Raw genomic sequence first — 15,048 nt, 5'->3', positions numbered from 1 at the left:
GCTTTTTTGCGTTAAGAGCTTTTTACATTAAGAACTTTTTGCATTAGGGCTTTTGCGTGCGGCGGAAGCGCCGCGGGAAACTCGGCTGCGCCGCGGCGGTGCGCCGAGAGGGGACGCCGCTCTCCCGGGCGGCGGAGCGCTTCACCTCACCGGTCCGTGCGCCGAAGCAGCAGGGCGAATTTTTCCTCGTAGCCCGCAAAATTGTAGTTCTGCGCATCCTCGTCGTCAAACACATCGAACCGGACCTTTCGGTTGACGAACGGATCGTCTCCGATCACCTGCACCCGACGGTCCAGAAAGCATTCCGGCGCTTCATAATAGGGATCGAACATATTTACGACGGCGTCGCCGCTGTCATCCGTGCAGATGCCGTTTAACAGGGCATAGTGGAGGTCGCCCTCGTTCAGGAGACAGGATACGGCGACACAGCCCTGCAGGAGCGCGTCGCGGAGCAGGCTCCCCTCGCGCATCGAGACATCCCTGCCGCTGATAAAAAGGCAGTCCACGGGAAACGCCGTCTGCTCATGGTAATGGTGCATGCGGTTGGCAAAATAGCGGAAGCCGGCCTCGGAGCTTCCGCAGTAGCCGAATTTGCAGTTTTCGTCGACATTGTCCAGCGTGGCCCGCTCGATCAGATGCAGCGCCTCCGGCCGGATACCCTCTCTGTCGAGGAGAAACAGGAGAGCATTGATCAGGGATGCTCTTCCGCAGTCGAATTCTGTGATCTGGTACTGTAAGGGAGTTTTCATGGCAGCCTCACAAAAGAAAAAGGGCGGAACCGGTAAACGGCAGACGGCGGGAACCTGTGCGAATGGCGCACAGGGGCGATTTTATCGCATCCGGTGAGAAAAGGTCAAGACCGGTCACATCTCCCAGACCGCCTGACTGCTGGTTGAGACGGCGACCGCGCCCGCGTCCAGCGCGGAGATGACCTCGTCGCGGTATTTGATAAGGCCGCCGGCGATCAGGGGAATATGCGTCTGCTTTCCGATTTCGGCGATGATGCGGGGCATGATTCCGGGCATGATTTCGATGAAGTCCGGCTTGCCGGTGCCGATCTGGGCGATCAGATTCCCGACGGACATGGAATCGATGATGAACGCCCGCTGAATCGTGAGGAGCCCCGCGTGCCGCGCATGGCGTATCATGGCCGGCCGGGTCGAGATGATGCCGTCCGGGCGGCTGAATTTAAGCAGTATATCGACGGCGATCTCCCGGTTTGCGAGACCGTCGAGGAGATCGATATGGACGACCGCCGTTTTGCCGGCGGCATGGATGCGGTCGGTCAGCTCGCCGATGTTGAGGAGCGAGCCGTAGAGGAGGAAAATCACCTCGCATTCCGAGGAGAGCGCCTGCATGAGTTCGCCGTCGTCCTTTACGGCGGCGATGACGGGGGAGTTCAGAATCCGGTTTCGCGTAAGAGACATAGGGAACCTCCGGGAGCATGGGTGCCTTTTACAGTGCGAGGCATACGAGCGGAATGGTGAAAATACACAGGAGCGTCGACAGAATGATGCCTCTTGACAGATCGGCGCTGTCGAGATCGAGCTCCCTTGCCATCATCAGCGGCATATTTGCGCCGGGAAGAGCGAGCAGAACCGCCATGGTGCCTAGGAGGAGCGGATCGGAGACAAACGGCTTCATCGCGAGCACCATGACGAACGGCAGGAGCAGCATACGGATTGCGAGAAAGAGATACATCCGCGGCTTTTCAAGGAAGAGCGCCCGCAGCGGCATGGAGGCCGCAGAGCACCCCAGCACGAGCATGGACAGAAACACGGTGGCTCGGCCCATATAGGAGAGCGCATCGGCGATCACGCGCGTGACGGGCGGATTGAAGAGATATATGACGATGGTCGCGGCGGCGGACAGCGTGCCGATGTTGAGGAGGCGCAGGAGGCCGCGGAGCCCTGTTTCGCCGCCGCGCTCCCCGGAGGGAAACGCCGGCCCGGGTGCGCCGGAGGCGGTCTCCGTAATCTCCTGAGACCGCTTTGCCCTGCGCAGGAGGGCCGCGCCGTAGGTGTAGATCAGGATGCTGAAGATCAGCCCGTTGATGACCACATAGACCAGCGATTCGGGGCCGAGAACCGCGACGCAGACGGGAAAGCCGATGAACGCCGTATTCCCGTATACGGTCAGCATCTGGTAGCTGTACCGGCTGCGGCGGGGGATGCGGAGCAGCGGGCAGATCAGATAGCTCGCCGCGATGAGAATGGCGTAGGAGATGACGGCGAGCAGGAGAGCGCGCAGAAAGATATCCGGCGCAATCGCCTGTTCGTTCGAGATGGCGGCGTCCAGCAGCATGGCCGGGTTGGTGATGTTGACGACGAGAAAGGAGAGGAGCTTTGCGCCCCGGTCGTCCAGAATATTTTTTCTCCGGAGGATATACCCGCAGGCAATGAGGAGAAAAATGATGAACATGGTCAGAACCAGATCATAAAGATTCATGGGAGCTTCCTTTCACGGGCTGCGGCGTCCCGCGAGCTGCCAGAAGACGACGGCTCCCGCCGCGGCGACATTGAGAGAGTCGATGCCGGGCGCCATCGGGATAATCACCTTGTAATCCGCTGCCTGTATGGTTTTTTCGGGGAGCCCGTCACCCTCGTTGCCGAGGATGACGGCGAGCTTTTCCGCCTGCCGGAGGACGGGGTCGTCGATCGGGACGGCATCGTCGCAGAGGGCCATCGCGGCGGTGAGAAAGCCCTTCCGGCGCAGGAGGGCAAGGCTTGCAAAGGGCCATTCGCCGGAGGGCAGAACCGTCCACGGAATCTGAAAGACGGTTCCCATCGAGACGCGGGCGGCGCGGCGGTACAGGGGATCGGCGCAGCCGGGCGAAAGAAGCACGGCGTCCATATGCAGGGCTGCCGCCGAGCGGAACACGGCGCCGACATTCGTCGGATTTTCTATATTGTCGAGAATGGCGATTCTGCGGGCTCCGGCACAGAGGGAGGCAATGCCGGGCAGCGGCTTTCTTCTCATGGCGCAGAGCACGCCTCGGGTCAGCGGGAAACCGGTGAGCTGCCGGAGGACGGGGAGAGGCGCGGTGAAAACGGTGAGGCTTTCCCCGGCGGAAGCATCGTCCGCCGCTTTGGAGGGAAGCTCTTCGCACACGGCGAGGAGCTCTGCGGCCTGCCCGGAGATATCTGCCGGCTCGCACAGGAGCGATACCGGGCGGTACCCCGCGCGGAGAGCCCGCAGAATGACCCGCGGGCTCTCCGCGACGAAAAGCCCGTCTCCCGGCTCATAGATATGTGAGAGCTGATTTTCGGAGAGCCGGGCATAAATATCCAGCTCCGGAGCGGAAAAATCGGTTATTTTCTGAATGGAATAATACATGGGCAGAGCTGCAAAGCCGCGCAGGCGCGGATATCAGTCGTTCCGGAGCAGAGCGACGGAGACGTCGTTGACATTTGTCCCCGTAGGACCGGTCATAATGAGCCCGCCGGTCTCCCGGAGGGCGGAGTAGGTATCATTGTTCTGCAGCACCTCGTAGACCCGGAGCCCTTTCGCAAGCAGCTCCCGCTCCGTGTCGGAGTCCGCATACCCGCCGGCGGCATCGGTGGGGCCGTCCGTTCCGTCCGAGCCGAACGAGAACACCGCGGCGTTCGGGACGGAGGCAATCCCCGGAGCGGCGGCAAGCGCCAGCTCCTGATTGCGTCCGCCGAGACCGTTCCCGGTGAAGTGAACGACGGTCTCTCCCCCGGCGATATAGGCGAGCCGCTTCCCGCTTCGGGCGTGCGACCGCAGGATGGAGGCGAGAAAGCTCCCGGCCTCGCGCGCCTCGCAGCAGAGCTGGTCGGTCAGAATGACGGGGGTGTAGCCGAGGGCCTCCGCCTTTGCGGCGGCCGCCAGCGTGAGCTCCCGCACGGAGCCGGTGATCCGGGTCGTCACCTCTGCCTGCAGAACGGGGGGATCGAGCCCGATCAGGGCCTGCGCCCGCTCCGACAGCGACAGATGATATTTATCGGCGACGGCGAGCGAATCCTCGCGGCTGGTGGAATCCTGACAGGCCGGTCCGGAGGCGATCATATCGAGAGGGTCGCCGAGAATATCGGAGAGCACAATGGAAAAAATGCGCGCGGGCGCGCATTTTGCCGCGAACTTCCCGCCTTTCACCGCGGAGAGGCGCTTCCGGATCGTGTTTATTTCCGTGATGTCCGCGCCGCAGGCAAGAAGCTGCTTCGTGATATCCTGCAGCTCCTCTCCGGGGACCAGCGGATCCTCAAACAGGGCGGAGCCTCCGCCGGACAGGAGGAAGAGGACGCTGTCCTCTCTGCACAGGCCGCTCACAAGAGAAAGCGCCCGGCGGGAGGCGGCGAAGCTGTTTTCATCGGGGACGGGATGCCCCGCCTCGCAGCATTCCACACCGGGAATCTCTCCCATGACATGATGATATTTGGTGATGACGATGCCGGCATCCACCCGTCCGAGCGTCCGGACGGCCGCATCCGCCATCTGCCATGCCGCCTTGCCCACGGAGACGAGTACGGTCTTGCCGCGGCCGGGGCGGTACTCCGTCAGAGCCCGGGCTACGGCCTCGTCCGGGAGCACGGCGCGGATAGAGGCGCGGACGATGGCGTCCGCGTCGGTGCGAAGCGAGGTATTCATGATTTTTCGCCGTCTTCCTTTCTGTCGTCAAAATAGGAATAGTTGCCCGTGATGTGCTCGTGCATCAGAGCGCCGGCCTCCTGCGCGTCTCTTTCCCGGATGGCGTCGATGATTCTGCGGTGATAGGCGAGGCCGTTCCGGTAACGCATTTTCGTCACCACATCGTACATCGCCTGCCGGAGCACATGATAGAGGATCTGATTGGTCTCGATGATCAGGGCGTTTTTTGTCATTTTGCCTATTTTCATATGAAAGCGGAAATCATTCTCCGCAAATTCCCTTGCGTTGTCCTGGTCCGCGCAGTCCTGCATTTTTTTGAGATAGTCCGATAGTTCCCGGATATCTTCGGGCGTCTGATTCTGGATAGCGAGAGGCATGGAGCCGGTCTCGATGATGTCGCGGTACTGAAAGATATCATACATGGAGCTGCCGCCTAGATAAATGGTGGGAATCAGCCCGGACAGTGTGCTGGCGCTCTGCGCTTTGCTGATATAGGTGCCGGAGCCGACGCGCGATTCGATGAGATGCAGCGCCTTGAGCTTCTGGATGGCGGCGCGGACCGTGACGCGGCTGACGCCGAACTGCTCGGCGAGCTCGTTCTCCGAGGGGAGCTTCGCCCCGGGGAGCCACTCCCTGTTCAGAATCAGACGAGACATCTGATTATAAACCTCGTTGGTCGAGTTGATTTTTCGGATCGGGACGATCGGAAGCGCGCCGTCGCCGTCCCGCCGGGACGATGAAATGTCTGTCATATGCGGTAAAACTGCCTTTCCCTGTGCTGCTTCGGATGTCGGGCGCTGCCCGTGCTTTCTATAATCATACAATATAATGCTTCGGATGAGGAAAAGAATCCGCGCGGACTTTCCCGTCCGGCAGGAGATGACGGCAGCACATCTCTCTATTATTGAACAAGATTTCTCAATGGCATATCGCTCCCGGTCGACGGCGGCGTGACCTGCTGCTGAGAAACAAATGGAGAATATGCCGATGCGGAGTCGCGGCGGTCTTGACATCCTGTGCCCGGAAAATTAAAATGAAAAAAATTCAGGAAATTAATGGAAGCAATTGAAGACGGGTCCCATGAGACGGAGAGACGGGAAACAGAGGAGCTGAGAGAGGTTCTTTGTTTTTTGCCGCTCCGTTTTTATGTTTGCCGGCGCGGATGCCGCAGTGATATTCATCCGTTTTATACCGGTCAGTTTTATATGCTCATCAGAAAAGACAGGAGAACGGAGCCATGTATGATGTAATCATTATCGGAGCGGGCGTGACCGGGTGCGCGGTCGCCCGCGAGCTTGCGCGGCGGGAGCGCAGCGTGGCGGTGCTGGAGCGTGGTCTGGATGTCTGCGAGGGGACGTCCAAGGCAAACAGCGGCATCGTCCATGCGGGACATGATGCGCACCCGGGCACATGGAAAGCCAGATTCAATGTTGAGGGTTCTCTTCTCATGGAGGAGCTGTCGAAGGAGTTGGATTTCCCGTACCGCCGCAACACCTCCCTTGTTATCGGCTTTGATGAGGAGGACCGCAGGACGCTGGAGGGACTTCTTGCGCAGGGCCTTGAAAACGGTGTCAAGGGGCTGGAGCTGTGGGACGGCAGCAGAGTGCGGGAAAAGGAGCCGCAGCTTTCCGATGCGGTGACCTGCGCGCTGTACTGCCCGACCGGCGGCATCGTAGATCCGTTTCTTTTAACCGTGGCGCTGGCCGAAAATGCCTGTGTGGGCGGCGTCTCGTTTTTCTTCGGCGAGGAGGTGACGGAGCTTTGCAGGGCCGGAGAGGGCTTTGTTCTCAAAACGGCGCGAGGCGGAAGCTACGAGACCCGCGCGGTCGTGAATGCGGCGGGCGTGTATGCTGATGTTTTCCACAACATGGTTTCGGAGGATAAAGTGCATATCACACCCCGGAAGGGCGAGTATCTTCTGATGGACAAAAAGACGACGGGCTTCGTGAATGCGACGATTTTCCAGTGTCCTACGAAGATGGGCAAGGGCATCCTTGTCACACCGACGGTCCACGGGAATCTTCTTCTCGGGCCGACCTCCGAGGACATCGCGGACAAGGAGAATACGGAGACGACGGCGGCGGGTCTGGAGGAGGTGCTTGCAAAGGCGGGGCTTTCGGCAAAGGAGCTTCCGGTGCGGCAGGTCATCACCTCTTTTACCGGCCTGCGCGCGCACAGCGACAACGGCGATTTTATCGTCGGAGAGGCAGCGGACTGTCCCGGATTTTTTGACGCGGCCGGGATCGAATCGCCGGGGCTTACCTCCGCACCGGCCATCGGCCGTTATCTTGCGGAGCGCATCAACGAACGCTTTCCCGCCCCGGAGAAAACGGATTTTATCGCGGTGCGGAAAGGGATTCCCTGCATGGCGGATGCCGATCCGGAGGAGAGAAAGCGGCTCGTCGCGGAAAATCCTCTGTATGCCAACGTGGTCTGCCGCTGTGAGCTTGTCACGGAGGGCGAGATCGTGGAGGCAATCCGGCGTCCGGTCGGGGCAAAAACGCTTGACGGCATAAAGCGCCGCGTCCGGGCGGGCATGGGACGCTGTCAGGCCGGCTTCTGCACACCGAAGCAGATGGAGATCCTCGCGCGGGAGCTGGGCGTCGAGGAGGAGGCCATTGTGAAGTCGGGACCGGGGGCGAGGCTCCTTACGGGGTATACCAAATCAAATATTTCGTAGCCGGTGTTTCGCGGCCGGCAGCGGGAAGAGACGGGGAGCAGAGAACAGGATATGACAGCAGACAGGGAAGTGAAAATTGCAATCATCGGAGGAGGCCCGGCGGGTCTTGCCGCGGCGGTCTCCGCAGCGGAAAGCGGCGTCTCTCCGGAGGATATTCTGATCATCGAGCGTGATCATGTGCCGGGGGGGATCCTGAATCAGTGCATCCATAACGGCTTTGGTCTTCATACGTTCCGTGAGGAACTGACGGGGCCGGAATACGCGGGACGCTTTGTCGACATGGCGAAAGAGAGAGGGATTCCTTTTCTTCTGGACACGATGGCGGTTGATATTTCGCGGGGGGAGACGGCGGGCGCCGCAGGAAAAGAGTTGAAATACCTCTCGGTCATGAACCGGGAGGACGGCTTCTTCACGATCGGGGCGTCGGCAGTTGTTCTTGCGATGGGCTGCCGGGAGCGTCCCCGCGGCGCGCTGAATATCCCGGGTTTCCGCCCGGCGGGAATCTACACCGCGGGCACGGCGCAGCGCTTTGTAAATATTGAGGGACGCATGCCGGGGCGTGAGGCCGTCATTCTGGGATCCGGCGACATCGGCCTCATCATGGCGCGCCGTATGACCCTTGAGGGGGCAAAAGTCAGGGCCGTCGTGGAGCTTATGCCTTATTCCGGCGGTCTGAAGCGCAATATCGTCCAGTGCCTCGATGATTTCGGAATTCCGCTTAAGCTGTCGCATACGGTGGTGGATATCCGCGGCAGGGAGCGTGTCGAGGCCGTCACGATTGCCGAGGTCGGCCCGGACCGCAGACCGATCCCGGGAACGGAGGAGACGTTCGCGTGCGACACGCTCCTCCTCTCCTGTGGACTGATTCCGGAAAATGAGCTGAGCCACGGGCTCGGTGTGGAGCTGAGCGGCGTCACGGGCGGCCCGGTTGTCAATGAATCGCTGGAGACAAATATTCCCGGCGTCTTTGCCTGCGGCAATGTCCTCCACGTGCATGATCTGGTGGACTACGTCTCCGAGGAGGCGGGTACGGCGGGACGCTGTTCCGCGGCATATGTCATGAATCCGGCAGAGAGTAGAGGCGGAAGGACAGTGTCCGTCCGCTGCCGGTACGGGGTGCGCTACACGGTTCCGGCATCCATTCGCACAGAGTACATGGCGGAACGTCAGATCATCCGTTTTCGCGTCGGCGCGGTTTACCGGGATGCCTGTGTGGCGGTGGATTTTGACGGCAAAGCGTTCCGGCGGCAGAAAAAGCGGATCCTTGCGCCCGGGGAGATGGAGCAGGTGGTGCTCGGGAAGAGCGACATGGAGGCCGCGGGAGTGTCGGAGATCACGATCCGCATCGAGGAGGAGCCGCAGGGAACGCGGCAGGGAGTATAAGTATGAATAAAACGACAGAGCTGACCTGCATCCGCTGCCCGATCGGCTGTCTTGTCAGCGTGACGGCAGATGCACAGGGAAATGTGATGGATATCCGGGGAAACGGCTGCCCGAACGGAAGCCGGTATGCGGCGAGCGAGCTGGTGAATCCGGTGCGCATCGTGACGAGCACGGTGCGCGTGGAGGGCGGTGAGCTTCCGGTGGCTCCCGTCAAGACAAAAACCGATATTCCGAAAGGGAGGGTTTTTGACTGTATGGAAGCGATTAACCGCGCGTCGGTGAAAGCGCCGGTGAGGATCGGCGATGTGGTGATCGCCGATGTTCTGGGGCTCGGCGTGGATGTGGTTGCGACGCGGGACGTGGGCGAGGCGGCAGCGGAGCCGAAGCAGGATGTGGAAGAGGCGGCGGAGCAGATACGGGGGGAAAGGGAGGTATGAACGGTTATATCATGGCGCTTGATCAGGGGACGACCAGCTCGCGCTGCATTCTCTTCGATCACGGCGGGAAGATCTGTTCCCTTGCGCAGAAAGAGTTTTCGCAGTATTTTCCGCAGCCGGGATGGGTGGAGCATGATCCGATGGAGATCTGGTCCTCCCAGCTTGCGGTCGCTATGGAGGCGATGGCGCAGATCGGCGCGGCGGCGCAGGATATCTGCGCCATCGGGATCACCAATCAGCGGGAGACGACGATCGTCTGGGACCGGAAAACCGGGAAGCCCGTCTGCAACGCGATCGTCTGGCAGTGCCGCCGCACAGCGGACCGGATCGGGGCTCTCAGCCCGGAGCAGAGAGAACTGATCCGCGGAAAGACCGGCCTTGTTCCCGACGCGTATTTCTCCGCCAGCAAGATCGCGTGGATCCTCGATCATGCGGACGGCGCGCGGGAGAAGGCGCGGAACGGAGAGCTCTGCTTCGGCACGGTGGACACATGGCTGATCTGGAATCTGACCAGGGGGCAGACCTATGTTTCGGATTATACGAACTGCTCCCGCACGATGCTCTTCAATATTCATGAGCTGCGCTGGGACGAGGAGCTTCTCGCGATCTGGGATATTCCGGAGGCGATGCTCCCGCAGGCCTGCCCGTCAAGCCGCGTCTACGGATATACGGAGGCTTCGGTGCTCGGCGGACGGATCCCGATTGCGGCGGCGGCCGGAGACCAGCAGGCGGCTCTCTTCGGGCAGTGCTGCTTTGAGCCCGGCGAGGTGAAAAATACCTACGGCACCGGCGGCTTTCTCCTGATGAATACCGGGCACGAGGCCATTGATTCCGGACAAGGGCTGCTCACCACCATCGCGGCGACGCCGGAGGGGGAGCCGGTCAGCTACGCGCTGGAGGGGAGCGTGTTTGTCGCCGGCTCATCGATACAGTGGCTCCGCGACGAGATGCGCATGATACGGTCGGCGGCGCAGTCGGAGGAGTATGCCGATGAGGTCTGCGACACCGCGGGAGTCTATGTTGTGCCGGCCTTTACGGGGCTCGGCGCGCCGCACTGGAATCCACATGCGCGGGGAACCATCGTCGGACTGACCCGTGGCTGCAAGAAAGAGCATTTCATCCGTGCGACGCTGGAATCGATCTGCTATCAGTCCATGGACGTCATCACGGCGATGGAGGAGGATGCGGGGGTGCCGCTGGGAAGCCTCAAGGTGGATGGCGGCGCGAGTGCAAACAATTTTCTTATGAAGTTTCAGGCGGATCTCATGAATACCGAGACGCTTCGGCCAAAGTGCATCGAGACGACCGCGCTGGGCGCGGCTTATCTTGCGGGACTTGCCGTTGGCTACTGGAAAAGCCGGGACGAGATCCGCGAGAACTGGCAGCTCGGCCGCCGGTTCCGCCCGGACATGAGTGAGGAGACGCGGAGCCGGCTGATGAGAGGTTGGCGCAGGGCGGTCCGCTGCGCGCTCGTGTGGGCCGAGGATGAGAAAATGGAAGAGAAAGCGGAGGAGCAGGGCTCGTAAAGGATAGATATTCTGTGGTGTAAGGGGAGACATCCTGTGGTATAGGTAAGAATGAAAAAGCAGAGCCGCCGACAGTGAAATTTACTGCCGACGGCTCTGTGCCGTCCGGTTTGATCCTCTCATTCTGTTGTCGTATCATACGGCCAGCTGTTGATGCCGCCGAAATCGAGAATTTCCGTATAGCCCATGGCGGCCAGCTTTTCCGCGGCCTGCCGGGAGCGGTTCCCGGAGCGGCAGTATACCAGAATCTTCTGGTTCAGATCGGGAAGCTCCTCCGGCGGGACGGTTCCGATGGTTTCATTGGGAATCAGAATCGCGCCCGGGATATGCTTTTCATCGTATTCCTCCTGCGTCCGGACATCGAGGAGAATATAGTCCTCGTCGGAATCGAGAATCTCCTTGGCCTCTTCCTGAGAAATTGTCCGGTATCCGGCGGCGTCCGCGGCATTTTCACGGGCGATGGAGACGGCCCCGTCTGCACTGCCCCGGACGAGAATGAAAAAGATGACCGCGGCGATCAGGAGAGCAACGGCGATAAGAGAAACCAAAAGAGCTTTCATGCGGAACCTCCGTAGGGATAAAAGGACGGAAAGGGTGTGTCCGTCCATAATATATAGCATGACGCGGTGCCGCTCCGCAAGTGAAATGCGCGGCCGTATGATGGGATGTATGAGGGGAATGTGTTCATACATACGGGTTGAGAAATTTGTGGGAAATTGCAGAATAGATTAATTTAACCAATGAAAATCAGATTAAATTAGTTTATAATTTAGCCAGACAGAAAAGACGGCGCCGCAGAACGGCCCGGCGCACAGTGCACCGGCGCAGGTACCGGCGGTGTGCGTCTTACTGAAAGATGCTTCGGCATGGAGGATTAGTGTGAAAAATCACGCCGATGCGATGATTTTTCACACGGCGATTTGTGCCGAAGCCCAAATCGCCTCCCGTCGCAGCCGCAAAACCGCCTGCGCGGACCTTTCAGCAAGCGAAAAATGCTGTCAGGTGGAGGGATGGCATGAGCCGCAGAGCGGCTCGACAGCCTGCGCGCCGGCGCAGGGTGATTGCGGCGCGTGCCTCGCACAAAGTGCTTCGGCATGGTGATTTTTTATGAAACGCTGTTATTCCTATCAGGAGGGTAAGCTCCACATGGTCTTTGGCGTGACGGACGAGGATCAGATCCGTCTCCTGCATTTTTCCTCCGCGCCCTACACGCGGGCGGAGGAGGGGGAGCCGGCACATTATTTCCGTGAGGGCTATCAGTTTGCGCAGGTCAATCTGAGCGGTTATGACCGTCCGTATGAAAAGCAGGGACAGCAGTACGTCGCAACGGTGCCGGGCGTGATGATGAAGTTTGCGGGACTGAAAGAGAGCCGGAACGAGCAGGGGCGCGTGCTGACCATTACACAGACGGACTTTGAGAGCGACGGGCATCATACCGCGACGGGAGCGGAGCTGGTGACGACGATTCAGCTTTACGACGGCCTTTCGGTCGCCCGCTTTGTGAATCGCTTCACTAATTTCAGTGATGCGCCGCAGACGCTGGAGTATCTCGGTTCCTTTTCCTATCTGGGGCTGGAAAAGGAGGGGCTGCAGGATGCGGACAGCAAGCTTCGTGTCTATATTCCGCACAATGCGTGGCAGCATGAGCTTGCGTGGCAGTCCTACCGTTTTGCGGAGCTTGGTCTTGCGCAGACGCAGCCGCATGTCTTTCGCCGCACAAGCAAGGTTGTTGAAATTACGAATACGGGAAACTGGTCGGCCAAGCATTATCTTCCGATGGGATATGTCGAGAATACGGAGGCGGACACCGGGCTGGTATTTCAGATTGAGCACAACGGCTCATGGCATTATGAATATGGGATGCAGAACGATCATTTTTTTCTGAACGTCAGCGGTCCGACCGAGCAGCAGTCGCATTTTTATAAAACGCTCGCGCCCGGGGAGAGCTTCGTCTCCGTTCCGGCAGCGGTCGGTGTTTCAGCGGCGGACGTGAGCGAGGCGATGGGCGAGCTTGACCGCTACCGCAGGCGGATCCGCAGGCCGAACGAGGACAACCGGAAGCTTCCCGTCATTTTCAACGATTACATGAACTGTCTTTTCGGCGATCCGACCACGGAGAGGGAGCTTCCGCTCATCGACGCGGCGGCAGAGGCGGGAGCGGAATACTTCGTCATCGACGCCGGTTGGTATGCGCCGGGGGAATGGTGGAGCAGCGTCGGGGAATGGGAGGAGTGCCGGGAGCGTTTCCCGAACGGCATCCGCGAGGTAACGGATTACATCCGCGCGCGGGGGATGATCCCGGGGGTATGGCTGGAGCTCGAGGTTATGGGGGTTCGCTGCGCTCTTGCAGAGCGCGCGGCGGACGACTGGTTTTTTCTGCGTCACGGAAAGCGTGTGTTCGACAGAAGCCGTTATCAGCTGGATTTCCGCAATCCGGAGGTGATACGGCAGGTGACCGGGGTGGTGGATCGTGTCGTGAACGAGTATGGCGTCGGCTACATTAAGATGGACTATAATATCGAGCCGGGCATCGGAACGGAAACGGCGGCGGACAGCGCGGGCGACGGGCTCCTGCAGCATGAGCGGGCGTATCTTGCGTGGCTTGACACGATCTTCCGGAAATATCCCGATCTCGTCATAGAGAACTGTTCGAGCGGCGGCCTGCGCATGGACTACGCGATGCTGTCCCGGTACAGCATTCAGTCCACCAGCGATCAGGAGGATTATGTGCAGTATTCCACGATCGCGGCGAATGTGCCGAGCGCGCTCACGAGCGAGCAGGCGGCCGTCTGGTCCTATCCGCTCCGGGACGGCGACCCGGAGGAGGCGGTGTTTAATATGGTGAACGCGCTCCTGTGCCGCATTCATCAGAGCGGGCACCTGGCGGAGCTCTCCCCGGAGCGCTTTGCGCTGGTACGGGAGGGAATTTCCGTGTACAAGGAGATACGGGGAGATATCCGGATTTCCACGCCATACTGGCCTCTCGGGCTCGCGCATACGCGGGAACCGTGGGCTGCGCTGGCGATCCGGACGAAGGAGCGCGCTTATCTCGCCGTGTGGCGGAGGGGCACGCCTGACGCCGGCGCGGGGAGTGACTTCTGCGAAATTCCTCTGAGCGGCCTGTGGGAGGAGGAGTCCGAGCACGGACGACGCGGATGGGAGGTCTCGCTCCGCTATCCCGCGAAGGCTCTGCGGGAGCACGCGGACTTCTCTTTTGCGCCGTCCTCCGGTGTGCTGACGGTGCGCTTTGGTGAGCCGGTGATGGCGCGTCTGTTTGAGATCCGCCGCACGTCCGCCGTATGAAGAACCGCCGCGGGAGACATTGTTTTTGCTTCGCTGCACAGAGCCGTCGGGACGACAGGGGGAGGGAAACGTGAGCAAATCGGTGAGGCTCTCAGACATAGCGGCCATGATGGGGGTGAGTGCCGTCACAGTTTCCAAGGCGCTTTCCGGGAAGAAAGGCGTAAGCGAGGAGCTGCGCGCCCTCATACAGGCAAAGGCGGATGAACTCGGGTATCGTCAGCCCTCCGCGGTCCGACGGATGCAGCGGGAAAGACAATGTGTGATCGGGGTTCTGATTGCAGCGCGCTATGAGGACAGGCAGGCTTCTTTCTACTGGAAAATGTATCAGGAGCTGACGGCGAGAGCACTGCAGAAAGGGTGCCTTACGAGTCTCGAGATGATTGCGCGGGAGCAGGAGGAGAGCGGCGGTCTTCCGACGCTGGCGGCAGAGCGGCGCGTCGACGGCTTCATTGTAATCGGACCGGTACGGGAGGATTACCTGCGGGCGCTCACGGAAAAAACGGATGTCCCGACGGTCTGTCTTGACGGCACGGGCGGCGCCCGCGAGCTGGACTGCGTCATTACGGATAATTACTACGGGATGTATCGGATGACTCGTTTTCTTCTGGAAAGGGGACACCGGAAGCTTTGCTATGTGGGGACGGTTGGGAGTACGGAGAGCATAACGGACAGGTATTTCGGCTTTTGCCGGGCGATGTCGGAATATCGTCTCCCGGTGGATCCGGCAAGACAGGTGATCGACGATCGGAATCTGGAGGATGGTCTCACGGAGGACTATGTGCTCCGGCTCCCGGCCCCGGCGGACATGCCGACGGGCTTTGTCTGCAACTGTGACCGGACGGCGGCGAAACTGATCGGACTCCTCGGGGAGCAGGGATACCGCGTTCCGGAGGATGTCTCGGTTGTCGGCTTCGATCATTACCTCTATCCCGGACTCTGTGATATCGCACTCACAACCTATGAGGTGGACATGAAAGAAATGACCGGGCGGGCACTATATATTCTCCGTCAAAAGATCGCCGGAGAATATTATAAGAAAGGCGTTTCCATTATCGCGGGACGGCTGATCGAGGGTGATTCGGTTCGGGACATCATGGAGACACGGGCGTGA

14 protein-coding genes are annotated in these 15,048 nt (G+C 60.2%); 7 read left to right on the top strand and 7 right to left on the bottom strand.

Features of this window, described 5'->3' with window-relative positions; genetic code table 11:
- Positions 1–146 precede the first annotated feature (146 nt).
- From E0E20_RS02285 to E0E20_RS02260, 6 genes are all read right to left on the bottom strand, one after another.
- On the bottom strand, positions 147–749 hold the full coding sequence (locus tag E0E20_RS02285; RefSeq protein WP_130836434.1) for a hypothetical protein: 603 nt from the start codon (positions 747–749) through the stop codon (positions 147–149).
- A 114-nt stretch (positions 750–863) separates the two neighbouring features.
- Positions 864–1,427 (bottom strand): glycerol-3-phosphate responsive antiterminator, encoded by a 564-nt coding sequence (locus E0E20_RS02280; RefSeq protein ID WP_130836433.1) that lies wholly within the window; start codon positions 1,425–1,427, stop codon positions 864–866.
- A gap of 28 nt (positions 1,428–1,455) precedes the next feature.
- Complete coding sequence (locus E0E20_RS02275; RefSeq protein ID WP_130836432.1) at positions 1,456–2,448, bottom strand: AEC family transporter; 993 nt, start codon at positions 2,446–2,448, stop codon at positions 1,456–1,458.
- Between the two features lie 12 nt (positions 2,449–2,460).
- The gene (locus E0E20_RS02270; protein WP_130836431.1) at positions 2,461–3,336 is read right to left on the bottom strand and encodes a TrmH family RNA methyltransferase; all 876 of its coding nucleotides are present in this window, start codon (positions 3,334–3,336) and stop codon (positions 2,461–2,463) included.
- A gap of 33 nt (positions 3,337–3,369) precedes the next feature.
- Complete coding sequence (locus E0E20_RS02265) at positions 3,370–4,608, bottom strand: glycerate kinase type-2 family protein (protein WP_130836430.1); 1,239 nt, start codon at positions 4,606–4,608, stop codon at positions 3,370–3,372.
- Positions 4,605–5,360, bottom strand: a complete 756-nt coding sequence (locus E0E20_RS02260) for a FadR/GntR family transcriptional regulator (protein WP_165443941.1) — start codon at positions 5,358–5,360, stop codon at positions 4,605–4,607. Before E0E20_RS02260 ends, E0E20_RS02265 begins: the two co-directional genes overlap by 4 nt.
- 485 nt (positions 5,361–5,845) lie before the next feature.
- On the opposite strand from E0E20_RS02260, the gene E0E20_RS02255 reads away from it, so the two are divergent.
- The 4 genes from E0E20_RS02255 to glpK are packed head-to-tail and all read left to right on the top strand — an operon-like array spanning position 5,846 to position 10,634.
- Complete coding sequence (locus tag E0E20_RS02255) at positions 5,846–7,288, top strand: NAD(P)/FAD-dependent oxidoreductase (RefSeq protein WP_130836428.1); 1,443 nt, start codon at positions 5,846–5,848, stop codon at positions 7,286–7,288.
- A gap of 51 nt (positions 7,289–7,339) precedes the next feature.
- Entirely contained in the window at positions 7,340–8,671 is a 1,332-nt protein-coding gene (locus E0E20_RS02250; RefSeq protein ID WP_130836427.1) for an NAD(P)/FAD-dependent oxidoreductase, read from the top strand.
- Between the two features lie 2 nt (positions 8,672–8,673).
- Positions 8,674–9,108 (top strand): DUF1667 domain-containing protein, encoded by a 435-nt coding sequence (locus E0E20_RS02245; RefSeq protein ID WP_130836426.1) that lies wholly within the window; start codon positions 8,674–8,676, stop codon positions 9,106–9,108.
- Positions 9,105–10,634, top strand: coding sequence for a glycerol kinase GlpK (gene glpK, locus E0E20_RS02240; protein WP_130836425.1), 1,530 nt, complete (start codon positions 9,105–9,107; stop codon positions 10,632–10,634). The genes E0E20_RS02245 and glpK overlap by 4 nt, the downstream gene beginning before the upstream one ends.
- Positions 10,635–10,753: 119 nt before the next feature.
- On the opposite strand, the gene E0E20_RS02235 is transcribed toward glpK, so the two are convergent.
- Positions 10,754–11,194 carry a rhodanese-like domain-containing protein gene (locus E0E20_RS02235; RefSeq protein ID WP_130836424.1) on the bottom strand — a complete coding sequence of 147 codons (441 nt, stop codon included), beginning with the start codon at positions 11,192–11,194 and terminating at the stop codon, positions 10,754–10,756.
- A gap of 319 nt (positions 11,195–11,513) precedes the next feature.
- Here E0E20_RS02235 and E0E20_RS02230 point away from each other — a divergent pair, with 319 nt between their 5' ends.
- The 3 genes from E0E20_RS02230 to E0E20_RS02220 all read left to right on the top strand — a co-directional run bounded on the left by E0E20_RS02230 (position 11,514) and on the right by E0E20_RS02220 (position 15,048).
- The gene (locus E0E20_RS02230; protein WP_130836423.1) at positions 11,514–11,735 is read left to right on the top strand and encodes a hypothetical protein; all 222 of its coding nucleotides are present in this window, start codon (positions 11,514–11,516) and stop codon (positions 11,733–11,735) included.
- A gap of 6 nt (positions 11,736–11,741) precedes the next feature.
- Positions 11,742–13,937, top strand: a complete 2,196-nt coding sequence (locus E0E20_RS02225; RefSeq protein ID WP_130836422.1) for a glycoside hydrolase family 36 protein — start codon at positions 11,742–11,744, stop codon at positions 13,935–13,937.
- A 70-nt stretch (positions 13,938–14,007) separates the two neighbouring features.
- Positions 14,008–15,048: a LacI family DNA-binding transcriptional regulator gene (locus tag E0E20_RS02220; protein WP_130836421.1), complete on the top strand. Its 1,041-nt coding sequence runs from the start codon at positions 14,008–14,010 to the stop codon at positions 15,046–15,048.

Source organism: Lachnoclostridium sp. Marseille-P6806 (assembly GCF_900625025.1).
Classification (GTDB): domain Bacteria; phylum Bacillota; class Clostridia; order Lachnospirales; family Lachnospiraceae; genus CAG-791.
The sequence above is the reverse complement of the archived record's forward strand: the minus strand, read 5'-3'. Positions and strand labels throughout refer to the sequence as shown.